Origin of the sequence: Gimesia aquarii (genome assembly GCF_007748195.1) — a bacterium.
GTDB lineage: Bacteria > Planctomycetota > Planctomycetia > Planctomycetales > Planctomycetaceae > Gimesia > Gimesia aquarii.
Genome location: NZ_CP037920.1, coordinates 3579045 through 3600262 on the forward strand (window position 1 = coordinate 3579045; position 21218 = coordinate 3600262).

The window sequence follows — 21218 nt, forward strand, 5'->3', positions numbered from 1 at the left end:
ATCCCAATGAGCATACAACCTCCCATGGTGGAAGTGAAAGATTTGTGGGTCCGTTACGGAACGTATGAAGCCGTGAAAGGTATCTCTTTTTCCATTCCGAAAGGAGAAGTCTTTGGTTTTATTGGTCCTAACGGTGCCGGCAAGTCATCGACAATCAAAGTCCTCGCCACATTACAACGTGATTATGAATGTCAGTCAGTCAAAATAAATGGAATTTCTGTTGGAAAAGCACCACATTTAATTCGAGAGATGATCGGCTATATGCCTGATTTTTTCGGCGTTTATGAAGATTTGACTGCCAGGGAATATCTTCATTTTTTTGCAGCCGCGTATCGTATCGCTCGCAGCAGAAGAAAAGCGATCGTCAACGATGTGCTGGAATTGACAGATTTAACAGAAAAAATCGACGCACCCGTTGATTCCTTGTCACGTGGAATGAAACAGCGCTTAGCACTTGCACGAGTCTTGCTTCACGATCCTGATTTATTGTTGCTCGATGAACCAGCCAGTGGACTGGATCCCCGTGCCCGTATTGAAGTTCGGGAACTACTGGTCGCGTTAAAAGAGATGGGGAAGACCATTATCATTTCGAGCCATATTCTCCATGAATTATCGCAGCTTTGTACCAGTATCGGGATTATCGAAGCCGGTCAATTTGTGACGCAAGGGTCTTTAGATCATATATATAAACGTTTGGAATTGAGCCGTATCATTCATGTGCAGATTGTGGGTGAGATGAATGGTATTTGCCAAACCATTGAAGAGATCGATGGTGTGAAATCTGTCAGTGCGCAAGCAGATCGTCTGGCGATTCAGTTACAAGAAGATCAATTGGCGGTTGAGGAACTGCATGCCAAGATCGCTGAGACTGGTGCTAAAATTCGCATGTTTCAGGCGGAAGCCATGGATATGGAGACGGTATTCATGAAGCTGACGGAAGGGAAGACCGCATGAAATTGAGGAAATTCCAGGTCAGCCTTCCACTGTTGTCTAAAGAATTAGTCGAAATGGCGAATCGTCGGCGAACCTATATCGTCAGGACGATCTATGCGCTCTTATTTCTGGGATTTGTCGGTTTTATTTATCTCGAGTCAATTTCCGGTCTCCAAAATAATCCCATGGCCATTCTCGGTCGAGGGCGCGAAATATTTGAAGCCATGATTTATTTGCAATTTACGGCAATCTACCTTTTTCTACCCGCGATCACTTGTAGCGTGATCACTCAGGAAAAAGAACGCAATAGTCTGGGATTGTTATTAATCACCCGGTTAAGCCCCTCCACAATCATTCTGGAAAAATATCTGGGGCGTTTAATCACGATGGTTACGTTTCTCATGTTAGGGCTTCCGATTTTAGCATTTGCCTATTCACTGGGTGGCGTTTCGCTGGCCATGTTTATCAACGCACTCTGGCTCTTATTGATCACCATGCTTCAAGTGGCCGCACTCGGAGTCATGTGTTCCAGTTTTTGTCGCACAACGGTATCTGCCTTTATTGCGACTTACATTCTTGGTTTTATCATGCTGTTTGGCCTGATTATCATATACGAGCTCAATTTGTTCTATCTGGGTGACGTAATACGATCGTTCACTCGCTCACTCCAAAACACTCCATTATTATCCGATTATATTCGTCGAGGTGGTGAAGAGCTTTGTGCGATTATGTTTGCACCTTATTGGTTTGATCGTTTTTCCAGGACCGGAGGGATTGCTTCTGTAGTCGGCACATTCATATTAAGTATTCCCATCATCATCAGCACTTTTATGTTTCTGATTTTTGCACATTATTTTCTGATCCGCCGCGCTTTTCTTCCCGCGCGAAATTATTTATTGAATGCGTTCAAATCGTTGGATCGAGTGTATAATAAAATTAATCACAATCGCATCACGCGCGGAATCATACTTGTAAAAGAACAGATAAAATTACCGGAATATGCCCCGATTGCCTGGCGTGAAACATCGAAGAAGTCGCTGGGTACATTTCGTTATCTGTTTCGAATTCTCGTCGCACTTGAAGTTCCGATACTTTTCATCTGTATTATTATTGCGACTGGTAGCCCAAACCCCGTGGTTGATGGGGCAGTCATTCTATTGTGGTTACTATGGGGCTTGACTGTCTTGCTGTTGGCGGTATCAGCAACGAGTCTGATTTCCGGGGAACGCTCACATGAGACACTGGATGTGCTCTTGACGGTGCCCATTTCGGGAAAAGAGTTAATGCGTCAGAAAATTGCGGGTGTAAAACGATTGTGCCTGGTGCTATTGATTCCTCTGTTAACGATTGTGCTCTTTGAGGCCTGGTGGAAATGGGAGTATACCTATATTACCTCGGGATATCGAAATCGATATGCCACTCAATGGTTTGCCTATCTCGTTGGATCCTTGATCACACTGAGTATCTATTTGCCGATGCTGATTTGGTTCTTCTGCTGGATCGGGATGAAGGTGAAATCACAAACGAAAGCCATTTTGACTGCATTAGGCTTGATCATCGTCTGGTGCATATTACCATTTATTTTAGCGTTTCCTATTTTTATGCTGAATCCCTCATTTGACGAAGATTCGATCATCTATGGTATATTTCTCAGCCCGGCTTCATTTGTGGTGATCAATGAAATCGCCGAATTTCATGAGTTTGGAACTCCCTGGATTCCACTACTTGTGAACACCATCATTTATGCTGGCTGCTTAATGCTTTTTCGATCTCAATGTCTGAATCACATCGATGAGAATTTAGGCCGCTTGAGTGACCAGGATTACCATATTGATCGTTCCGCGAAAATTCCAGTCAGTGATCAACCTATTTTTAGTTCAGAATAATGATTTCCCATCTACTCATAAAAAATCTGAATCGACTAATCAAACGCCAATTACTCAGCGTTGGATGCCTTGGTTTATTACTATGCTTCCCATCATTGACTTATGCACTTGAAATCGAAGAAGTGATATGGGGGTTTAATAACCAGTCAACACAAGGGAAGTGCATTCCGCTTTCGTTGCTATTAAGCAATAATACTCCCGAAGTATTTGATGAGTTGATGCAATTAAATCGGCAACAATACAATGGGTCTAAAGTTGGCGCACCACTATTTCGTGCAGTCTACCTGGCGCCCTTCAGTTCAAAATGGGTTCAGTTTTATCCCTATATTATCGACCAGGGTCAGAATAACTGGTCTCTGAACTGGGGGCCACGTTTTATTTACAGCCGAAAAGTATCCAGTAGAAGTAACGCCTCAGCTATGGATGAGAGTGGAGGCCGTGACTCTTCACGTATTATCTTAACTGGTATGGATGCACTCTCAAGAAGTGGAAGGCATTTCAAGCAATTTCCAGAAGAACTCTTTCCTCCGTTTGTCACTGCGACAGATTCTTTGGATGAAGTGATTTTGGATCATGTTCCCAAACGCTGGGAAGCTGCGCGGAGAGGGGCATTTATGGATTGGCTCTATCAGGGAGGCGTTCTCCATTTGCTCCCGGATTCTTCGGGAGATAATCTGGTATTTTCAGATACGATGAATGAGTTGAATGCTCCGTTTGAACATTTCCGAGTTGGTTCAGGGCTTGTCATTCGTCATCAAGGTAATCTGAAACAGATTGATAAAGAAAAACTCAAATTAGAAATTCAAAAAGTCCATGCGACTCAATTATCGAGCCTTGATATTCCCGAATCATTACAGAAAAGAAAGAAAAAACCGAACACAAATAATCAGACGAATGATGACTATCGGTATGGCGACACCAACGCAGGATTTCTTCAGAAGCTCTCTGATATCTCCCGTCCTGAACACAACTGGGAATTGATTTACGTAATGACGATATTGTACATATTCATGATTTATCCTGGGTGTTATCTCTACAATAAGAGACAAAAAGGATATCGAAGTTCTTTGCTGTTTCTACTCATCTCAGTAGCACTGTTTAGCACGATCTTTTGGACGATTGGGAAACGTGGTTACGGTGAAACGACAACGATGAACAGTTTAATCATCGCTCAGCCTTTGCAAGATGGTCAATATGACTTGACGGGGTGGGTCAATTCGTTTGTAACAGATGGTGCTGAATATCAGTTTTCACTCACCGGTGATGGCCCCATCTATTCAACCGCTCAAGAAACGGAAAAAATAAAAGGAGGGATTATTAATGGGGCGGAAGGAAAATTTATTGCAGATATTCCGCCATTTTCTGATCGACGATTTATGTATCGCATAAAATCAAAATATAAGTTACAAGATTTCGAACTGATCGACCAGAAGATTGGAACAAATTCAAATCTTGAGATTATCAAAATTCGGGTGAATTCTGCGTTACCAGAAAATATAAAACGAATTCAAGCATTGTATGGTCGTGCATTGTATGATCTGAAACAGAGTCCAGAAGCAGGCAGCCTGTTCCTGGTACTTGGCAATCAACGTACTCCTCTTTCCGCCTGGAATTCAAAGTTAGATTCTGATGAACTTTATGGTCGTCAATTTGGTTATGGGGAGGAAGAGAAAGATCCTTCAAAGATCTATGACAGCTTGTATGAAAGACTTGTATTGAAAAATCTAAACATTGAGAAACCCAGCCAACTCAATCAATACCAGGGTGACTTATCCCATTTACAATTATTTATTTATTGCGATCTTCCGGATGAATTTAAACTGAAGACGAACGTACAAGGATCACAACAAGGGCGCGTATTGTTTACAAACCAGTTAGCGCTCCTTGAGAAAAAGGATAACAGCAAAAATGACTGAGCCGATTTTTAGTCAACCTGTGATTGATATTAAAAATATATCACATTCCTTTAAAGGTCATCGCGCTTTGCAAGGAGTGAGCTTTCAAGTCGAACCCCAGTCTTTACATGGATTTGTAGGGCCTAACGGTGCAGGAAAAACGACTACGCTGAAAATTATCTGTACTTTATTACGCCCTCAGGCTGGCAAGGTGGAAGTGTTTGGAAATGATGTGGTTGCATCTGTAAAAGAAATTCGTAAACGCATTGGTTTTATGCCTGACCACTTTAGTACATATCGCCAAATGACAGTATTTGAATATCTGGACTTTTTTGGGGCGGCGTATGGATTGAGTCTGGAGCAGCGCGATCAGGTCATTAATGATGTATTGACGTTAACGGACATGGATGGACGGAAAGATTCGCTGATCAGCGGATTATCACGGGGAATGCAGCAACGTGTTAGCTTAGCGCGTGTCTTAGTGAATGACCCCGATTTATTGTTGCTGGATGAGCCAGCCTCGGGTCTCGATCCTCGTGCGCGTATTGAACTGATGGAAATCTTACAGGAACTGAAACGGATGGGAAAAACGATTTTTATCAGTTCTCATATCTTGAGTGAGTTGGCCGAACTGTGTGATAGTGTCACTATTATTGATCGTGGAAAAGTGAAATATAGTGGTACGATGGATGGGTTACTAACACATGAGCAGGAGCATCCCTGCTATAAGCTGACATTGGAATCTGAAGTAGAAGGCTTAGTCGAATCTTTAGGAAACGAGCCAGGTGTGATGGAAGTAGAAAAAACAGACCGACCTCGTGAGCTGCGAATTTCGTTTGACGCGAGCCTCACCACGACAGGCAATCTATTATCAAAAATTATTGAATTACAAGGGGAAATTGAAAGCTTCCAAAGAGACAAAAAGCATTTGAATCAGGCATTTTTAGATTTAACAGAGCAGGGAGTTCGTTAATGTTTCAAGGAACGTTTGCATTGTTCAACCGCGCATTAAATGTCGACTTCCGTTTGATGCGAACGCATCTGTTTCGATTTCTCTTTGCGGTCATGATTCTTTTTTTTCTCATGTCAGCTCATGTAACGAGTCGGGCGATAGGCGCCAGCGGTCTGGTTTTATTTTCGCAAATTATTTATCTCAATTTTGTTGTTATTTTAATGGCAGGGATCAGTATTTTTGCGACTGCGATTACGGAAGAAAAAGAAGAACAGACGATGGGCTTGCTTTTGATGGCGGGAGTGAATCCGATCTCGCTTATGTTGGGAAAGTCGATGCCACGGTTGGTGACCGCTTTATTGTTGCTCTCAGTTCAATTCCCGTTCACATTGCTCTCAATTACATTAGGCGGTGTGACTTTAGCGCAAGTCATTGCTGCCTACTCCGCACTAGCCGCCTTTTTGTTTTGTCTCGCTAATCTGGGTCTTCTCTGTTCTGTTGTGTGTGCTCGATCGCGTTCTGCATCGACTCTGGTTGTGATTGCTTTGGCTTTCTTTTTCTTAGGTTTTCCATTTTTAGAGTGGGTTTTCAATGTGATTCAGTCTGAAAACTGGATCACGAAGGGAGCACTGCTCGCGAACTCCATAGAAACAGTCTTTGACTGGCGGAATCAAATTTCAGTTTTGAGCCAAATCAACTCGATTCTTGCTACTGGGTTCAGTGATTCTCCCTGGGGAATTCCATTCTGGGGGCATATTGTTTTTGGATTCATCTTGTTTGTTTTTTCATGTATGTTATTTAACCGATTTGCATTGATTGATGTGGGGTTGAGTCCAGGACGCGGCGTCATTTCAAAAAAGAAAAGTCATACATTTTCTCCCAGCCGCACCTGGGACAATGCGTTAATGTGGAAAGACTTCTATTTTCTCAATGGCGGCGTTGGGATGACATTAATTAAATTTGTCTGTTATGGCATCGCTCTATTGGCGTTATGTATTTTTATTGGATTTTCCTCAAATCAATGGGATTTGGATTTAATTGGGTATACCGTCTTTTGGTCAATGTTTCTTGTGATCTTGATTGAAATCAGTCTTATTTCAGCGCGCATCTTTCAAGTTGAGATTCAGTGGAATACCTTGGTTTCGACGGCAATGTTACCACAATCAATGGCACGGATTGCTTATTCCAAACTGTCAGGATGTCTGCTCAGTCTTATTCCCGCCTGTTGTTATCTTATGTTTGGAAGCTTATTCATCATTGATGAAATCTTTTCAGCACTCGATGAAATATTGCCAGAACCAACATTTTGGATGATGTGCGTAGAAGTGTTCTTTTTCTGGCACTTAACCGCATTTTTATCAACATATATAAAATGGGGCGCTTTGCCACTGGCTTTTGTATTAATGTGGGTCGGGAATACCACTTTCTTTATAATGGTGAGTATAATTTCAATAGGAGGGGGAGTAGGGCAGGATGTGTTTGAAGCACTGTCTTTATTCTTTTCTCTCGGTTTACTCGCTTGTATCGTTGGTTCCCATTTCTTAATTAAAGAACGGTTGGTTCTACTGGCGTCTAAATAAATGTCACTGTCAAAATTAGTTCCGAGGAAGAGAAGTTCTTATGAGATCAGAAATCAGTCGTAGAAAGCTTTTACAAAATTCAGGTGTCATTGCTGCCACTGCTTTGGGATGGGGTACTCAGCATTCAATTGCCGGTGAGAATAAAGAACCGCAACCTCTGAAAGGAAATATTAACCAGTCTGTAGTTCACTGGTGCTTCAAAAAATATTGGGATCTTGAAAAAACAGCTCAGGTCGCGAGTCAACTTGGAATGAAGAGTGTGGAATTAACTCCGGCTGAAAATTGGAAAACACTTAAGAAACATGGTCTGACTTGTGCAATCGCTTCCAGCCATGGGTTCAAAAAAGGGTTTAATAATCCAGAACATTGGGATCAATGCATCGAAATTCTGCGGAAGCGAATTGATGAATGTGCCGCGGGAGGTGTCAAGAGTGTGATCACATTTACTGGCATGCGAGATGGTAAAATTAATGATGAAGAAGGAGCCAAAAACTGTGTTACCGGTTTGAAGAAAATCATTGGGCATGCAGAGAAAAAGAAAGTGAATGTTTGTTTGGAAATGTTAAATTCACGTGATGATAGCCATCCCATGAAAGGTCATCCTGGTTACCAGGGGGACAAAACCGAATATTGTATCGATATCATCAAGCAAGTTGGTTCTCCGCGAATGAAATTGTTATTTGATATTTATCACGTCCAAATCATGGATGGCGACGTTATTCGCCGAATACGGCAACATAAAGATTATATTGGTCACGTTCACACCGCTGGAAATCCCGGGAGAGGTGAATTAGATCAGAAACAAGAGATTAACTATCCTCCGATCATGCAAGCTCTACAAGAAATTGGATACCAGGGTTTTGTCGGTCAAGAGTTTATCCCAACACGAGATCCCTATCAGGGGCTAAAGCAGGCTGTTGAACTTTGTGACGTGTAACCGAAAACAGCCTGGCTCGATCATCTTCCTTTAACAAAAGAAAGGCGGGAAAGAAACATCAGTTTCTTCCCCACCTTTAATTTTATTGTCTCGAGCCATTTCAGGCTAAAAGTTCCTGGAGTACAAAACTTCCCATTTCACTCGTTGAGATCGGGTTTCCGCCTGCGGCGATATCGGCGGTTCGGTGCCCCGCTGCGAGAACTCGGTCTACGGCACTTTCCACAGCTTTTGCTTCTGTTTCTAATTGCAATGAATGACGTAGTAACATGGCAGTCGCCAGGATGGTGGCTAATGGATTGGCAATGCCTTGTCCCGCAATATCAGGCGCTGAACCATGAATCGGCTCATACAAACCGGGGCCGGATTCTCCCAATGAGGCAGAGGGGAGAAGTCCTAAAGAACCTGGCAACATCGATCCTTCGTCAGTCAGGATATCCCCAAACATGTTACCGGTAACCACGACATCAAAATCGGAGGGTCGGGAGATTAAATGCATTGCCATCGCATCGACGAGCACGACTTCATATTCAATATCGGGGAACTCGTTTTTGACGACGTCTTCCGCTACCTGACGCCACAGACGGGAAACTTCCAGAACATTCGCTTTATCAACGGAGGTCAATTTACCACCACGGTTTCGTGCAGACTCAGCCGCGAGTCGCACAATGCGCGCGATTTCCGAGGTAGTATAAGTCATCACACTAAACGCTTTTTCTCCATCAGGGTGCTCCATTCTTCCCGACTCACCAAAGTAAATTCCCCCGGTTAATTCGCGGAAAAACAGAATGTCTGTGCCCTCAATGATTTCCCGTTTTAGCGGAGAAGCATCGAGTAACTCGCTATAAGGTTTAATGGGTCTTAAATTTGCGAAAAGGCCTAACTCTTTTCGAATTTGTAGTAACCCGGCTTCAGGACGGGTTTTGGCAGAGGGGTCATCCCATTTGGGACCGCCGACTGCTCCCAGGAGGATTGCCTGTGATGCTTTACAAGTTTCTAAAGTCTGTGGAGGCAGGGGATCACCAAACTCATCAATGGCATTTCCACCCATTGGACAGGAGGGCGTCTCAAATTGATGGCCGTATTTTTCAGCAATTGTATCCAGAACACGTTTGGCTTCCGCTACGATCTCAGGCCCAATTCCATCACCGGGTAATAATGTAATCCGAGCTTCCACTGTCGTTTCCTCGCTTCATTTCTCATGTCTTGGTAAATCAGGTCATTTTGAATACAGAAAGGCCAATTTAACGACTAGGATACTAAAACTCCAGCCGGCCCCATGTTGCATTTCTAATTGTAAGCAAACTTAATGCAGCCACAAAGACACTTTTTTCAGTTGTGTTCAGTATTTCCTATGATCCAAAATATCGATACAACCGGACGGTAAAAAAAGATGCCTATTTTTATTCGCTCTGCAAAATCAAGAGATCAGACGATGATTCCGATAAAAAGAGTGGAGCTTACTATGTTCAAACTGTGTTAGTAGTGGGCTAAACTTAAATTTTGTCGTCGATTCGCATTTAAAGCTCTGAAGGTCAGGAAGGTACTTCGGGAAAAGGGCTCGCGCTCAGGAGGGGCAAGCGGAATAGAAATCGATGTATGTTACAGGACAGGGACATCGCATGTTTCGCTCAACGTTTTTTGCTACCGGCTTATTTGTAATGCTTACAGGCGCTTCATTCCTGTTTGTTGACAAACTGGTACTCAGTCATAAAGTAACAACTCAAGAACCACAACAGGTTCGGGAACCCGAATTTCGCGGTTTTTTAGGAATGACCTCTTTGAATAAAGACAAACAAGAAGAGTTGAATCCTCCAGACTGGGCTGCATTCAGCCTGATGTCAGTCGGTGCTGTGACTATGTTGTACGCTGTGGCTTTACCCAAACGAAATTAAACGTACAACCTCATAACCGTATATCGAAACAGCAATGAATCCGAGCGGATTGATTGCTGTTTTTAATATTAGTCACCTAAACGAATTGTTGTCCACAAACTCGGGTCTTGTCCATAGGGAAATTCCTGACCAACAGTCATGAATTGTTCTCCCAGTTCTGAATCAGAAATAGCATAATAAAAGCCAAGTTGTGGATATGCTGCGGGGTCAAATCCATACAGCACTGATGCAGGAAGCCAGGCTTCTAATTCATATCCAGCCGAATTAACTTTCGACCAGAGCTTGATTTCGGAAAGGTCACAGGTGGGGGCATCACTTTGTGCCCGATTAATAGGAAGCTGAGAACAAACAGGCTTTTGTTGTTTGCCAGCTTTCCCGACAGGATGGAACTCAAACAGGTGACAATAACGATTGGCTCGATGGATTGTCTTTGTATCTCGAGTATCGATCCATATCTGAAAATGTTCAGTCGTTGTGGTGGGATGTTGTTTTTGATCGACTTTTATACCAATGCCCAGCCCCTCTTTATTCCAGGCAAGTTTGAGTTTACCCCATTGCCCCGACTTTTTCTCAAGACTCAAATTTGGAAGTAAAGCGGATTCCGGCAGGTTTAGTAATCTGCCTCGTTTGTGAGGAATCTCTGTCAGCTCGGGTAAAGCGATGGAGTGACGAAACAAAAATGAATGAGGAATAATAGACATCTTCAACTATCGAGTGGGTCGAAAAAGAACTTTTAAAAATTAGACTATTCCAGAATCATATCAATTGATAATCTTTGATACCATCGAGCGGCTTACATAATCCTGGTAAACACATTTTTTCAAATCAAATACATACTGCAAAACCATGAAGTGCGCGAAAGTGCCCTATGTCGAAGCAAAATGAGAATTACATCCGAATTCGGGGCGCACGCTGCCATAACCTCAAAAATATCAATGTGGATCTACCCCATAATCAATTGACTGTCGTTACTGGGGTGAGTGGAAGTGGGAAAAGTAGCCTGGTATTTGATACGATTCATAGCGAAGGTCAACGGCGTTTTATCGAAAATATGTCTCCTGGTACACGCCAGTTGTTAAGCCAGATGCAACCAGCTGATGTTGATCAAATTAGTGGATTGCCGCCTACCATTAGTATTGATCAAGTGCAACGATCGCAATCCCGCCGAAGCACTCTGGCGACGATGACCGAACTGTATGATTATTTTCGTTTGCTCTACGCGCAACTGGGAACCGTCTATTGCAGTCAGTGTGAACAGCCACTTCACCAGCAGTCTGCAGAACAGATTGTCGATTTGATCCTCAAGTTAGAACAACGACAGAAAGTGATGATTCTTTCTCCGCTGATTAATGCGAAAAAAGGAGACCATACCGCGCTTTTAAATAAAATTGCAAAAGAAGGATTCGTTCGCGCCAGAGTCGATGGTGTTGTCATTGATGTGGCCCAACCACCAGACCTCCAGGAAAATGATTACCATGACATTGAAATCATTATTGACCGGATCATTGTCAAGGAAGGAATTAATGCGCGCCTTAAAGAGTCTGTTGATCTCGCTTTAAAACATGGTAATGGGACCTGCATTGTCAGTCAGGAAATGGAAAGTGGGTGGTCAGACCGTTTTTTGAGTACAAGACTCGCTTGTGGAAGATGTAGCCTCAGTTTTCCCGATCCCGAACCGAGAAGCTTTAGTTTTAATAGCCCTTATGGCGCATGCCAATTCTGTCAGGGACTGGGAGTAATTGAAGACGACTCAGATAAGGAACAAACCTGTCCCGAATGTCAGGGAGCCCGAATCAATAACTATAGTCGTTCAGTGAAACTAAGCGGGAGCTCAATTGATCAAATCATGAGTCAGACCGCTCCCGGAGTTTTAGCATGGATTGCGACTTGGAAAAACAATGAATTAAAGTCATCTTCTACGAAAGACCAGGAAATTGCCAACCAAATTATGCCAGCGATTAAGAATCGATTAGAGTACCTTTACGAAATTGGCCTGGGATATATCGGATTAGGTCGTTCTACTCGCACTTTATCGGGGGGCGAACATCAACGAGCCCGATTAGCAGCTTGTCTAGGTTCTGGTTCGACGGGGGCCTGTTATATTCTCGATGAGCCGACCGTTGGTTTGCATGCCAGTGAAACAGAAAAGCTGCTCCAGATTCTGAACAGACTGAAACAATCCAGAAATACGGTTGTGGTTGTCGAGCACGATTTAGATGTCGTCCGCGCATGTGATTTTCTGCTTGATCTTGGTCCACAGGCAGGAGAGCAGGGAGGGGAAGTCGTTGCCAGCGGCACTTATCAGCAGGTTATTCAAAACACAAAATCCTTTACAGCACGCGCTTTGAATACCAAATTTCAGTTCAATCGTTCAAATATGCCAGATAAAGATGACATTCATGAGGAGATCGTTCTGACTGGTGCCCGATTTCATAATTTAAAAGATGTCATTTTTAAAGTTCCATTACAGAAACTGGTTTGTGTTACCGGGGTCAGCGGTTGTGGGAAAAGCTCACTTGTAATGGACACTTTAGTTCCCGCTTTACAAAATGCAATAAAGGGAAGCCACGATCATTCTTTGGAGTATCAGTCGTTGGAAGGAGCGGATCAACTCCAGCATGTCAGAAAAATTGATCAATCTCCTATTGGAAGAAGCGGCCGATCAAGTCCCGCCACTTTTTGTGGCGTCTGGGACGAAATACGTAAACTATTTGCAAAAACAAAAATAGCTCGCATACGTGGCTATACTGCCAGACGCTTTAGTTTTAATGCGAAAGAAGGGCGTTGTGCCACGTGTCAGGGGCAAGGTTTTCGTCGCATCGATTTACAATTCCTTCCCGACATTTATTTACCCTGTCGCGAATGTAAAACGAAGCGATTTAATCGACAGACATTATCTGTAAAGTACCGAGGAAAATCTGTCAGTGATCTATTGGAAATGTCGATTGATGAAGCGACCACTTTTTTTGAGCAAATTCCCAAAGTCAGCAAAGTCTTGCGAATTCTCAAAGAAACTGGTTTGGGTTACCTCGCATTAGGACAGCCTTCGACGATGCTCTCAGGAGGAGAAGCCCAAAGGCTGAAACTGGCAACTGAATTAGCCATAGGTAGCACCGGGAATACACTTTTTGTTCTGGATGAACCAACGAGAGGGCTCCATGCAGCAGATATTGACCGATTATTGAAACTATTGCGACGATTGCTCCAACAAAATCATTCCGTTTTGATGATTGAGCATCATCCACAGGTCATGCTCGCAGCAGATTGGATTGTTGATCTCGGCCCTGAAGGAGGAGAAGCTGGCGGGCATATTATTGATGAAGGGACTCCTGAGGAGATTGCCTTGCGACAAGCAGGACCAACAGGCCAGATGCTAAATCGTGCTTTGTAGATTTTAGCAATCGGTTAAGGTATTCTAGTCACGCATGAACGTCGATTTCTGATTCTACAATACATATGATTGCTAATGAATCAATTTGAAAAAGTTAGAATTTCAAAAATGAAATCAATCCTTTATTATTCTGTTTGAAAATAATGTAATCCTACCAGAGTGACCAATGAATCTATTTCAAGAATATGGAATCTCTTTCGAATATCCTGATGATTGGGAACTTTCAAAAGAGGTGAATGAAACCAACGGAGAAATCCAGGTGAGTGTGAGTGGTGGTGATTCCTCCTTCTGGATGATTTCATTATTTCTTGCAGAAATCTCGGCGGAAGAACTACTTGATCGTGCGTTGGAAGTCTTCCAGGACGAATACGATGAACTGGATATTTACAAAAAAAAAGTCAAGTTAGCTGGCAAAGACTGTCTGGGGCGTGACATTGAATTTGTATGTTCTGAATTAATTAACAGTGCATTTCTACGTACATTTGAAGCCGAGTTATTTACTGCGTTTGTTTTATATCAAGGAACAGACCAGGACTTACAGAGATCCTTAAAGGATCTCGAAGCAATCTCAGAAAGTCTGGACTGTTTTGACAGTGATTTTGATGATTATTTAAAAATTGTATAAGTAAATTCTTCTCTGTAAGTTAAAACTTTCGGATTCCATGATTGCTTCCCAAAGTTATTCAGTTCTATAATGGGGAGCATCATACACCGCACTCATGTTAAGTTAAATATTGGATTTCGCTAGGGTTGGAATAAAAACACTTTCTATTTCTGGAATCTGTGGGTTTATAGTTCAGGAGCCATCTAATGTCTGTGGAAATTGAATCCCATGAAGTCGAAAGCATTGGTGTTGTGGCAGGAGTTGTCTGGGAATATTTAAGTGAACACGAACCTGTCACATTAAGTAAATTATCTCGCGAAATCGATGCACCGCGTGATCTTGTTATGCAAGCTGTCGGCTGGCTTGGCAGAGAAGGAAAAATTGAATTCCATAAAGGCACGCGGAGTAAGCTCATATCGCTCGTGAATGAATAAAATTAGTTTAAGTCAAAGCCGATCTTTCATTTCAGAGAGCCGGGCACCTCTCTGCTAATAAAGAGTCGGGTTAACTTGCCTGTGAATTGCCCTGAAGGGAGAAATTCGGTGGTCACCGACTCCAATGTCACAGAACTGTTTCAGCAAGCACGTCAGCATTTAAAAAAACAGCAAATCGGCGATGCAATTGATGCGTATCAGAGAATCATCAGCCTCAAACCAGCTGAAAAAAAAGCACATTCAGGCATTGCAGCCGCTTATTTTCAGTTAAAGCGGTATGAAGATGCGATTAAACATTTTGAAGAACTAACGCGACTCTCACCTGCTGAAGCTTCACCTTATATTAACATGGGTGCAATTTACAATCGCATGGGGGAATATAAGCAGGCGTTGAGTGTGCTGCGTAAAGCAGTCCAGAAAGATAAAAAATCTGCAGATGCCTTTTATAATATGGGGATTGCGCACAAAGGATTAAATCAGCTAAGCATGGCAGTCACTGCCTACAAGCAGGCGATTGTGTTCGATCCTGAAATGGTTGATGCACATTTCAATCTGGGGAATGTTTATCTGGAAATGAAAAATCATACCCAGGCACATTTAAGTTTTACGAGAACTCTTGAAATTTCGCCCCAGTTTAAAAAAGCTGCCAATGCACTGAAAAATCTGAATACAGAAACAGAAAAAGAAAAGCAGAAAATCAATCCTTTCGGAAGGCTGGTCGATGAATCAGCGTTGAGAAAAAAGAATATCTCCTCGGCATCAAAAATTCTTTCTCCAGAAGAACGAGAAAAAGATCGGAAGGAAATTCACGATCTATGCAATGAAATACAAGATGCAGCTCATGCTATCGTCGACGATTTTAAAAAAGGTTTTACTCCCAGTTTGCTTAATTTAAATCGGTGTATTTCACAGGGAGAAAAACACTACTCAGAGCTGGAAGAGGCTAATGATCAGTTTCAAAAAAATGTAAATTCATTACATAACATCCGAAAACTACTTAAGCACAAGATGCTTGAACTGCGTGCCCATGAAGAGATGGTGAATGCCATTGACGTGGATTAATGAAAGATGCTTATTCAATCTGTATCTCTATTTCGTTTCATTATTCTCTTGAGCGAAAAGGTGTTATCTTAAGCTTTCCTGCGTCATTAATCAGGCAGGTAATTGCACCTTCAGATGTAGTGGAAAAGATGTTCGTATTCGACGCATAAACTTTTTCCAAGTGAGTCGCAGTCTGCTTTTTACCACCACTGATTATCAGGTATCTCGGATTTGCCCAGCGAGCTAATTCCGTCGTATTGGCTGAAAGGCTGCCATGATGTGGGGAAAGCAGGACATCGAGAGGGGCCGTGATTGGTTCAGACAGTAACTGGTTCAAGCCTTCTCCTTCTAAATCTCCCGTCAACAGAATTTGACGTCCCTTGAAGGTAATCAGGATTGTAAGGCTTGCTGGATTATCATCTTCATATATTTCTGAGAAGCGGGGATGTAGCACTTCAAGCTTAACCCCAGAATCAAATGCAATCTGATCGCCTTTTCCAATAATCTTGACAGGCACATCATGCTGAATTGCCGTATCACACAGGATAAGAGGACCCTTTTGGTTTTGGCTTAGAAATGCCTGCGGGAATGCTAGTTCTCTGATGTATTGATTCGAGATTAATTTTGTGGCTGCATTAAAATGATCACGATCAGCATGTGAAATTAAGAGCAAATCGATCCTTCTAATTCGATGATCCAGTAGTGTGTTTTTGATTTTGGAATACGTCTGCTCAACAGGGGACATCGAGCCGGCATCGTAGAGTATCGTCTTACCATCTGGTAGTTCGAGCAGGATTGAAATTCCATGGTTTACAGCAATGAAAGTACAGCGAAACGAAGTTGATTCTGGTACACACAGAGAAACAAGTAAGCCAACGATGATCCAGATAGGAATGATTGACACGCGAAGCTTATGGAATAAATAGTTCCAACCGAGTTTCAAATTGACTTGAATAGGCAGAATGATGAACACGAACAGTGAATAATAGACTATCAGCCACCATAGAGGGGGGGCCGGTAACTCTAAGTGGGAAAAAGGAATTGAAGAAGCACACTCAACAATCCAAAGTAATAGTTGCACACTATAGTCAAAGCAGGCTCCAAACAGATTGCCTGAAAAGGGAATGAGTGAACCCACAAATATGAGTAAGTAGCCCAATAGTAAAATGAGGAACAAAAAAGGGAAGATCAGAGTATTGATTAATAGCCCAATGGGTGCAATCAGCTTAAAGTGATAGAGCACTAAAGGGGCTGTGACGATCCAAATAAAAGCGGTCACGAGAAAAATACTATACAGTAAACGGAAATATCGAATTGAAAACCATTGCAGAGGTGATTGTAGTGAGGGGTTACTGGCCAAAAATCGCCATCGCAAGGGAACCCAAGACTGTTGAAACGGGTTTTGATAAAATTCCTGCTGAACCGTCCAGAGGATCGCAGAAACCGCGAGGAACGATAGTTGTGCGCCGACATCAAATAAATCTGTTGGGTTGATGACTAAAATAATGAGTGCGGAAAGACAGACAAGATTTAAGGTTGTGATTGCTCTCCAGTTTATAAGTCCTAAAGTAACAAGGACACAAAATGAAGCAGCTCTCAGAATCGGCGGACGAATTTCAATTATCGAAAGATAAAACAGAATCGCGCAAATGAGTAAGCTGACAGAAATCGATCTCGGTAAATTCAGAACATGACAAATCCCCCATACAAAGAGTGCAAAAAAACCAATGTGTAGACCTGAGATCGCTAAAAAGTGAATCAAACCTGTTTGGCTGAATTTCTTTCGCGTTGCTGAAGAGAGTTCGGATCGATCTCCCAGTAAAAGGGCGAGTCCAATCGCTTGAGTTTGTTCGCTGGTATGCTTTTTGATTTGTTGTGCAAATCTGTTATGAAAATAATGACGTAGAGAGAACCACGAAATCGCATCTCGTTTCGAAACAATATTGGCAGCGTGTGACGACTTGACTCGTAACACAGCACCAATTTGCTGTTGACGAAAATAAGTCTGAATGTCGAAATCATGTGGGTTCTGCTGACTGGAAAACTGTTTTAATTCGCCACACACTTCAATGAGATCACCAACAGAAAGTAGGGGAAGTTGGTCCCGTTTCATTTGATGAACCGGATCAGAAATTGTGACATAAACTTTTCCAGTTACGGGAATCTTTGCTGCATCGGAGATGAGTTCTCTGCAATCGAGAATCAAATTGGTTCGTTGGGTAGGCTGATCTGGATCAAACTGTTCTTCATCTGCCGGAATCTCGGTTTGTGGCTTTGTACAAACTGTTCCCATCACTCGAACGATCTTTGCATTTGGATCTTGTTGATTGTCGTTCTTCAGTACGCGTGTGATATGATGAGGAGGATGACAAAACCAGAATTTATGATGCCGCATTCCTCCCAGGCAGACGACCAGGAGCAAAAGAATTACTGTAGAAAGAGAATTTCTCTGAATTCGGTAGCTGATAATCCAGGAAATCGTGGTTAGACCACCAAGAATCATCCAGTCAAATAAGTCTGGATGAAAATAGAAATCCAACAGAATTCCCAGCGAAAAACTAACAAATACGCTTAATGCAGGGGAGCGATTTGAATCTTTCGGAGCAAAGTCCACATTTAGTTCAGGATCAGAAGCGAGGGCAGAGGGTTCGCGTTTTGGAATGGACACCATGACCCCACTCTCGACTTAGTGTTCCTGAGGTAAATGCAAATCAACTTGATTATGCATGGTATAAAGCCGAAAACGTTTACCATCTGGAATCAGAAGCCCACTTGATTGATTCGCTGAAGAGGGGGTTAGCGGGTTTCCCGAATACTTGACCCAGTGTATGAGATCTTTTGATGCCGCAATATTTGTGGTCCACAAGGAAGGCTTTTGAGCGGCAGCGGTTCCATGGTAAATCATATAATAAACTCCCTGATACTTCAGAATCTGATTTGTGGCAATCATCTTCTGATCATAGGCATTGGGGCCCGGGATCAGCACCGGACGATCTTCATTGAGATTCGTCCAGACTTTTAAATCGGTTGAGCGAGCGAGCCAGATTCCCGCATCTCGTCTTTCGTAAAAGAGGTACCAATGTCCGTCTTCATACCAGACTGTGGGGGTTCCATAAGGACCTTTTGGAATCGGGGAGCCGTTTGCGAGTCGGACATCCAATGGTCTTACTCGTTTCCAGTTGATCGCATCAGTGGAGGTGAGGTGCTGTGCAATATCATGCTTGCCTTCTGCAAACATGTGATAAATGTTTCCCTGTTTGATGACCATCATATCTTCCACCCAATGGTCTTTGTATATTGGATTGCAGGGAGAACGTGTCCAGTGTATTCCGTCACAGGAATAGGCATAACCTAGCATTTTCAAGCCTGCTCTGGTGCCATCATAGCCTGTGAACCACATATGATAGAAGTTTCCCTCTTTGAGGATCCAACCACGTTCACGTATTTTTACGTCCCAATGTCCGGGGCCTTCTGCTTCGAAGATCGGATTGTTTTGATAGGGAACAAAATGGGTGAGCACTTTAGGAAAAACAATATCTTCAGCCGAAGCAGTATTACTTACACTCAAAATAATTGAGAGTAGTAACAAACAATGATGAAATAACTCAGGACATGCTTTCAGAACAATCTTAGCCATTTTTTCCCAATCATCAGGTTTCTAGAGTTTCCTCTCCCATCTTGCAGGAGATTCGCTATTATACGCAAGTCACTTTGAAAAATACAAAGAACAACAAATGAAATTTCAATACGCCTTAGACTATGGCTATTAGAAATAAAATTCAAAAGGTAATTCCATGTCAGATACAACTGCATTACTTGATATTCAGGGATTGAAAACTTACTTTCACACGAGCCGTGGCGTTGTGAAGGCTGTGGAAGATTTGACGATCAAAATTGAAAAAGGAAAAACCCTGGGTTTAGTTGGTGAATCTGGTTCAGGAAAATCAGTCACTTCTCTTTCCATTATGAAACTGCTTCCCGAAGCCGCGGCAGAAATTGATGCTGGATCAATCTCTTTCCTGGGGAAAGACCTTGTCAAGTTGTCTGATCCAGAAATGCGCGGGATTCGTGGCAGCGAAATCAGCATGATATTCCAGGAGCCAGGCACTTCTCTGAATCCTGTTTTTCGTGTGGGAAAGCAAGTGATGGAAGCCATTATGCTACATCAGCAGGTTAGTTCCGTGGAAGCAAAACAGAGAACGATTGCCCTTTTCCATGAGGTGGGGATCTTAGACCCCGAACGCAGGTTTTCAAGTTTTCCTCATGAAATGTCAGGAGGCCAGAAGCAGCGTGTGATGATCGCGATGGCCTTAAGCTGTAATCCGGAACTTTTGATTGCCGATGAACCGACCACAGCGCTTGATGTCACAATCCAGGCACAAATTCTCAATCTGATTCGAAAATTACGCGACGAGCGTGGCATGTCTGTTTTATTTATCACCCACGATTTGGGGGTGATTGCTGAAATTGCCGATGATGTCGCCGTGATGTTCCGTGGTAAATTAGTTGAGTACAAACCCGTTGTCGACATTTTTGAAAAACCCGAACATCCTTATACAAAGGGTTTGCTGGCTTGTCGGCCTGCATTAGATACAACATACAAGCGACTTCCGACCGTTTCTGATTTCATGGATATTGAAGAATCTGATGCGGGAGATTACACAATCCGTGAAAAGAAGTTTGATGAGAGTCAGTTTTTAAAACTCACTTCATTGGGGCGTAAACGATTATTACATCCCCGCTCAGAATTAGAAAAGATAGAGTATGAGTGGAATGAAGTCAAAGACCTTCCCGAGACTCAATTTGTCAGCGATGGCGAAGAACCTATCTTACGGCTGGACCAGTTACAGGTTTACTATCCGATAAAAAGTGGAATATTGAGACGAACCGTCGATCATGTCAAAGCGGTCGATGGAATCTCCTTGAATATTTATCGTGGACAAACATTGGGGCTTGTAGGGGAATCTGGTTGTGGAAAAACTACGGCTGGCAAGGCAATTGTGGGCCTCGCCCCCGTTACTGATGGAAAAATTCTATTGGAAGGAAACGACCTTGCTCATATGAGTCGTGCAGGGAGAAAACCATTTTGCCGTAAGGTGCAAATTATCTTTCAAGATCCATATAGTTCATTGAATCCGCGTATGATGATTTCGACCATTATCACTGAATCGATGACCGCTCATAATCTGGGAAAGTCAAAACAGGATCGTCGGGATCGAGCTGCTGCACTGCTGGAGGAAGTAGGATTACAGTCTGATTATCTGGATCGTTATCCCCATGAATTTTCTGGGGGACAGCGTCAGAGAATCTCAATCGCACGTGCCTTGGCGGTCGAACCAGAATTCATTATTTGTGATGAATCTGTTTCAGCTCTGGACGTCTCCGTACAGGCACAAGTACTGAATTTGCTCAAAGATTTACAGGAACAACACAACCTGACTTATATTTTCATCAGCCATGATTTGAGTGTCGTCAAGTTTATGTCTGATATGATGGCAGTCATGAATGCGGGAAAACTGATCGAAATCGGGCCTTCCGAAATGATTTATCAGAATCCTCATGAAGACTATACAAGAAAGTTGATTGATTCGGTTCCCACGGATAATCTGATGCAAATCAAGAATCGTGTTGAACATAGGAAAAATCGAGCATTGAAGCGTGAATGATCTTATA

Annotated in this window: 16 protein-coding genes; 12 read left to right on the plus strand and 4 right to left on the minus strand. The window is 42.7% G+C overall.

All coding sequences use genetic code 11. The features are described 5' to 3' along the window. Window positions 1-6: 6 nt before the first annotated feature. Genes V144x_RS14095 through V144x_RS14120 form a run of 6 tightly spaced genes read left to right on the plus strand, consistent with a single transcriptional unit; the run spans window position 7 to window position 8183 of the window. Window positions 7-954 (plus strand): ABC transporter ATP-binding protein, encoded by a 948-nt coding sequence (locus V144x_RS14095; RefSeq protein WP_144985788.1) that lies wholly within the window; start codon window positions 7-9, stop codon window positions 952-954. Beyond that, window positions 951-2819 (plus strand): ABC transporter permease, encoded by a 1869-nt coding sequence (locus V144x_RS14100; RefSeq protein ID WP_144985789.1) that lies wholly within the window; start codon window positions 951-953, stop codon window positions 2817-2819. The genes V144x_RS14095 and V144x_RS14100 overlap by 4 nt, the downstream gene beginning before the upstream one ends. Beyond that, the gene (locus V144x_RS14105) at window positions 2819-4735 is read left to right on the plus strand and encodes a hypothetical protein (protein ID WP_144985790.1); all 1917 of its coding nucleotides are present in this window, start codon (window positions 2819-2821) and stop codon (window positions 4733-4735) included. The genes V144x_RS14100 and V144x_RS14105 overlap by 1 nt, the downstream gene beginning before the upstream one ends. Beyond that, a complete protein-coding gene (locus V144x_RS14110; RefSeq protein WP_144985791.1) occupies window positions 4728-5687 on the plus strand; it encodes an ABC transporter ATP-binding protein in 960 nt (319 codons plus the stop codon). Before V144x_RS14105 ends, V144x_RS14110 begins: the two co-directional genes overlap by 8 nt. Beyond that, the gene (locus V144x_RS14115) at window positions 5687-7246 is read left to right on the plus strand and encodes an ABC transporter permease family protein (RefSeq protein WP_144985792.1); all 1560 of its coding nucleotides are present in this window, start codon (window positions 5687-5689) and stop codon (window positions 7244-7246) included. The genes V144x_RS14110 and V144x_RS14115 overlap by 1 nt, the downstream gene beginning before the upstream one ends. Window positions 7247-7286: 40 nt before the next feature. Beyond that, entirely contained in the window at window positions 7287-8183 is an 897-nt protein-coding gene (locus V144x_RS14120; protein ID WP_144985793.1) for a hydroxypyruvate isomerase family protein, read from the plus strand. 100 nt (window positions 8184-8283) lie between these two features. Here V144x_RS14120 and leuB read toward each other — a convergent pair whose 3' ends face one another. After that, window positions 8284-9357, minus strand: a complete 1074-nt coding sequence (leuB, locus tag V144x_RS14125) for a 3-isopropylmalate dehydrogenase (protein ID WP_144985794.1) — start codon at window positions 9355-9357, stop codon at window positions 8284-8286. 445 nt (window positions 9358-9802) lie between these two features. On the opposite strand from leuB, the gene V144x_RS14130 reads away from it, so the two are divergent. Continuing rightward, on the plus strand, window positions 9803-10075 hold the full coding sequence (locus V144x_RS14130) for a hypothetical protein (RefSeq protein ID WP_232102814.1): 273 nt from the start codon (window positions 9803-9805) through the stop codon (window positions 10073-10075). Between the two features lie 68 nt (window positions 10076-10143). On the opposite strand, the gene V144x_RS14135 is transcribed toward V144x_RS14130, so the two are convergent. After that, window positions 10144-10776, minus strand: coding sequence for a DOMON domain-containing protein (locus V144x_RS14135; RefSeq protein WP_144985796.1), 633 nt, complete (start codon window positions 10774-10776; stop codon window positions 10144-10146). 167 nt (window positions 10777-10943) lie between these two features. On the opposite strand from V144x_RS14135, the gene V144x_RS14140 reads away from it, so the two are divergent. From V144x_RS14140 to V144x_RS14155, 4 genes are all read left to right on the plus strand, one after another. Further along, a complete protein-coding gene (locus tag V144x_RS14140; protein WP_144985797.1) occupies window positions 10944-13466 on the plus strand; it encodes an excinuclease ABC subunit UvrA in 2523 nt (840 codons plus the stop codon). Between the two features lie 166 nt (window positions 13467-13632). Further along, window positions 13633-14091, plus strand: a complete 459-nt coding sequence (locus tag V144x_RS14145) for a hypothetical protein (RefSeq protein WP_144985798.1) — start codon at window positions 13633-13635, stop codon at window positions 14089-14091. Window positions 14092-14276: 185 nt separating this feature from the next. Beyond that, window positions 14277-14504: a winged helix-turn-helix domain-containing protein gene (locus V144x_RS14150; protein ID WP_144985799.1), complete on the plus strand. Its 228-nt coding sequence runs from the start codon at window positions 14277-14279 to the stop codon at window positions 14502-14504. Window positions 14505-14612: 108 nt separating this feature from the next. Continuing rightward, complete coding sequence (locus V144x_RS14155) at window positions 14613-15566, plus strand: tetratricopeptide repeat protein (protein ID WP_197998930.1); 954 nt, start codon at window positions 14613-14615, stop codon at window positions 15564-15566. 40 nt (window positions 15567-15606) lie between these two features. Here V144x_RS14155 and V144x_RS14160 read toward each other — a convergent pair whose 3' ends face one another. Next, window positions 15607-18216: a ComEC/Rec2 family competence protein gene (locus tag V144x_RS14160; protein WP_144985801.1), complete on the minus strand. Its 2610-nt coding sequence runs from the start codon at window positions 18214-18216 to the stop codon at window positions 15607-15609. Between the two features lie 15 nt (window positions 18217-18231). After that, window positions 18232-19182, minus strand: a complete 951-nt coding sequence (locus tag V144x_RS14165; RefSeq protein ID WP_197998931.1) for a glycoside hydrolase family protein — start codon at window positions 19180-19182, stop codon at window positions 18232-18234. Window positions 19183-19339: 157 nt separating this feature from the next. Here V144x_RS14165 and V144x_RS14170 point away from each other — a divergent pair, with 157 nt between their 5' ends. Further along, window positions 19340-21211 carry an ABC transporter ATP-binding protein gene (locus V144x_RS14170; RefSeq protein ID WP_144985802.1) on the plus strand — a complete coding sequence of 624 codons (1872 nt, stop codon included), beginning with the start codon at window positions 19340-19342 and terminating at the stop codon, window positions 21209-21211. Window positions 21212-21218: the final 7 nt, after the last annotated feature.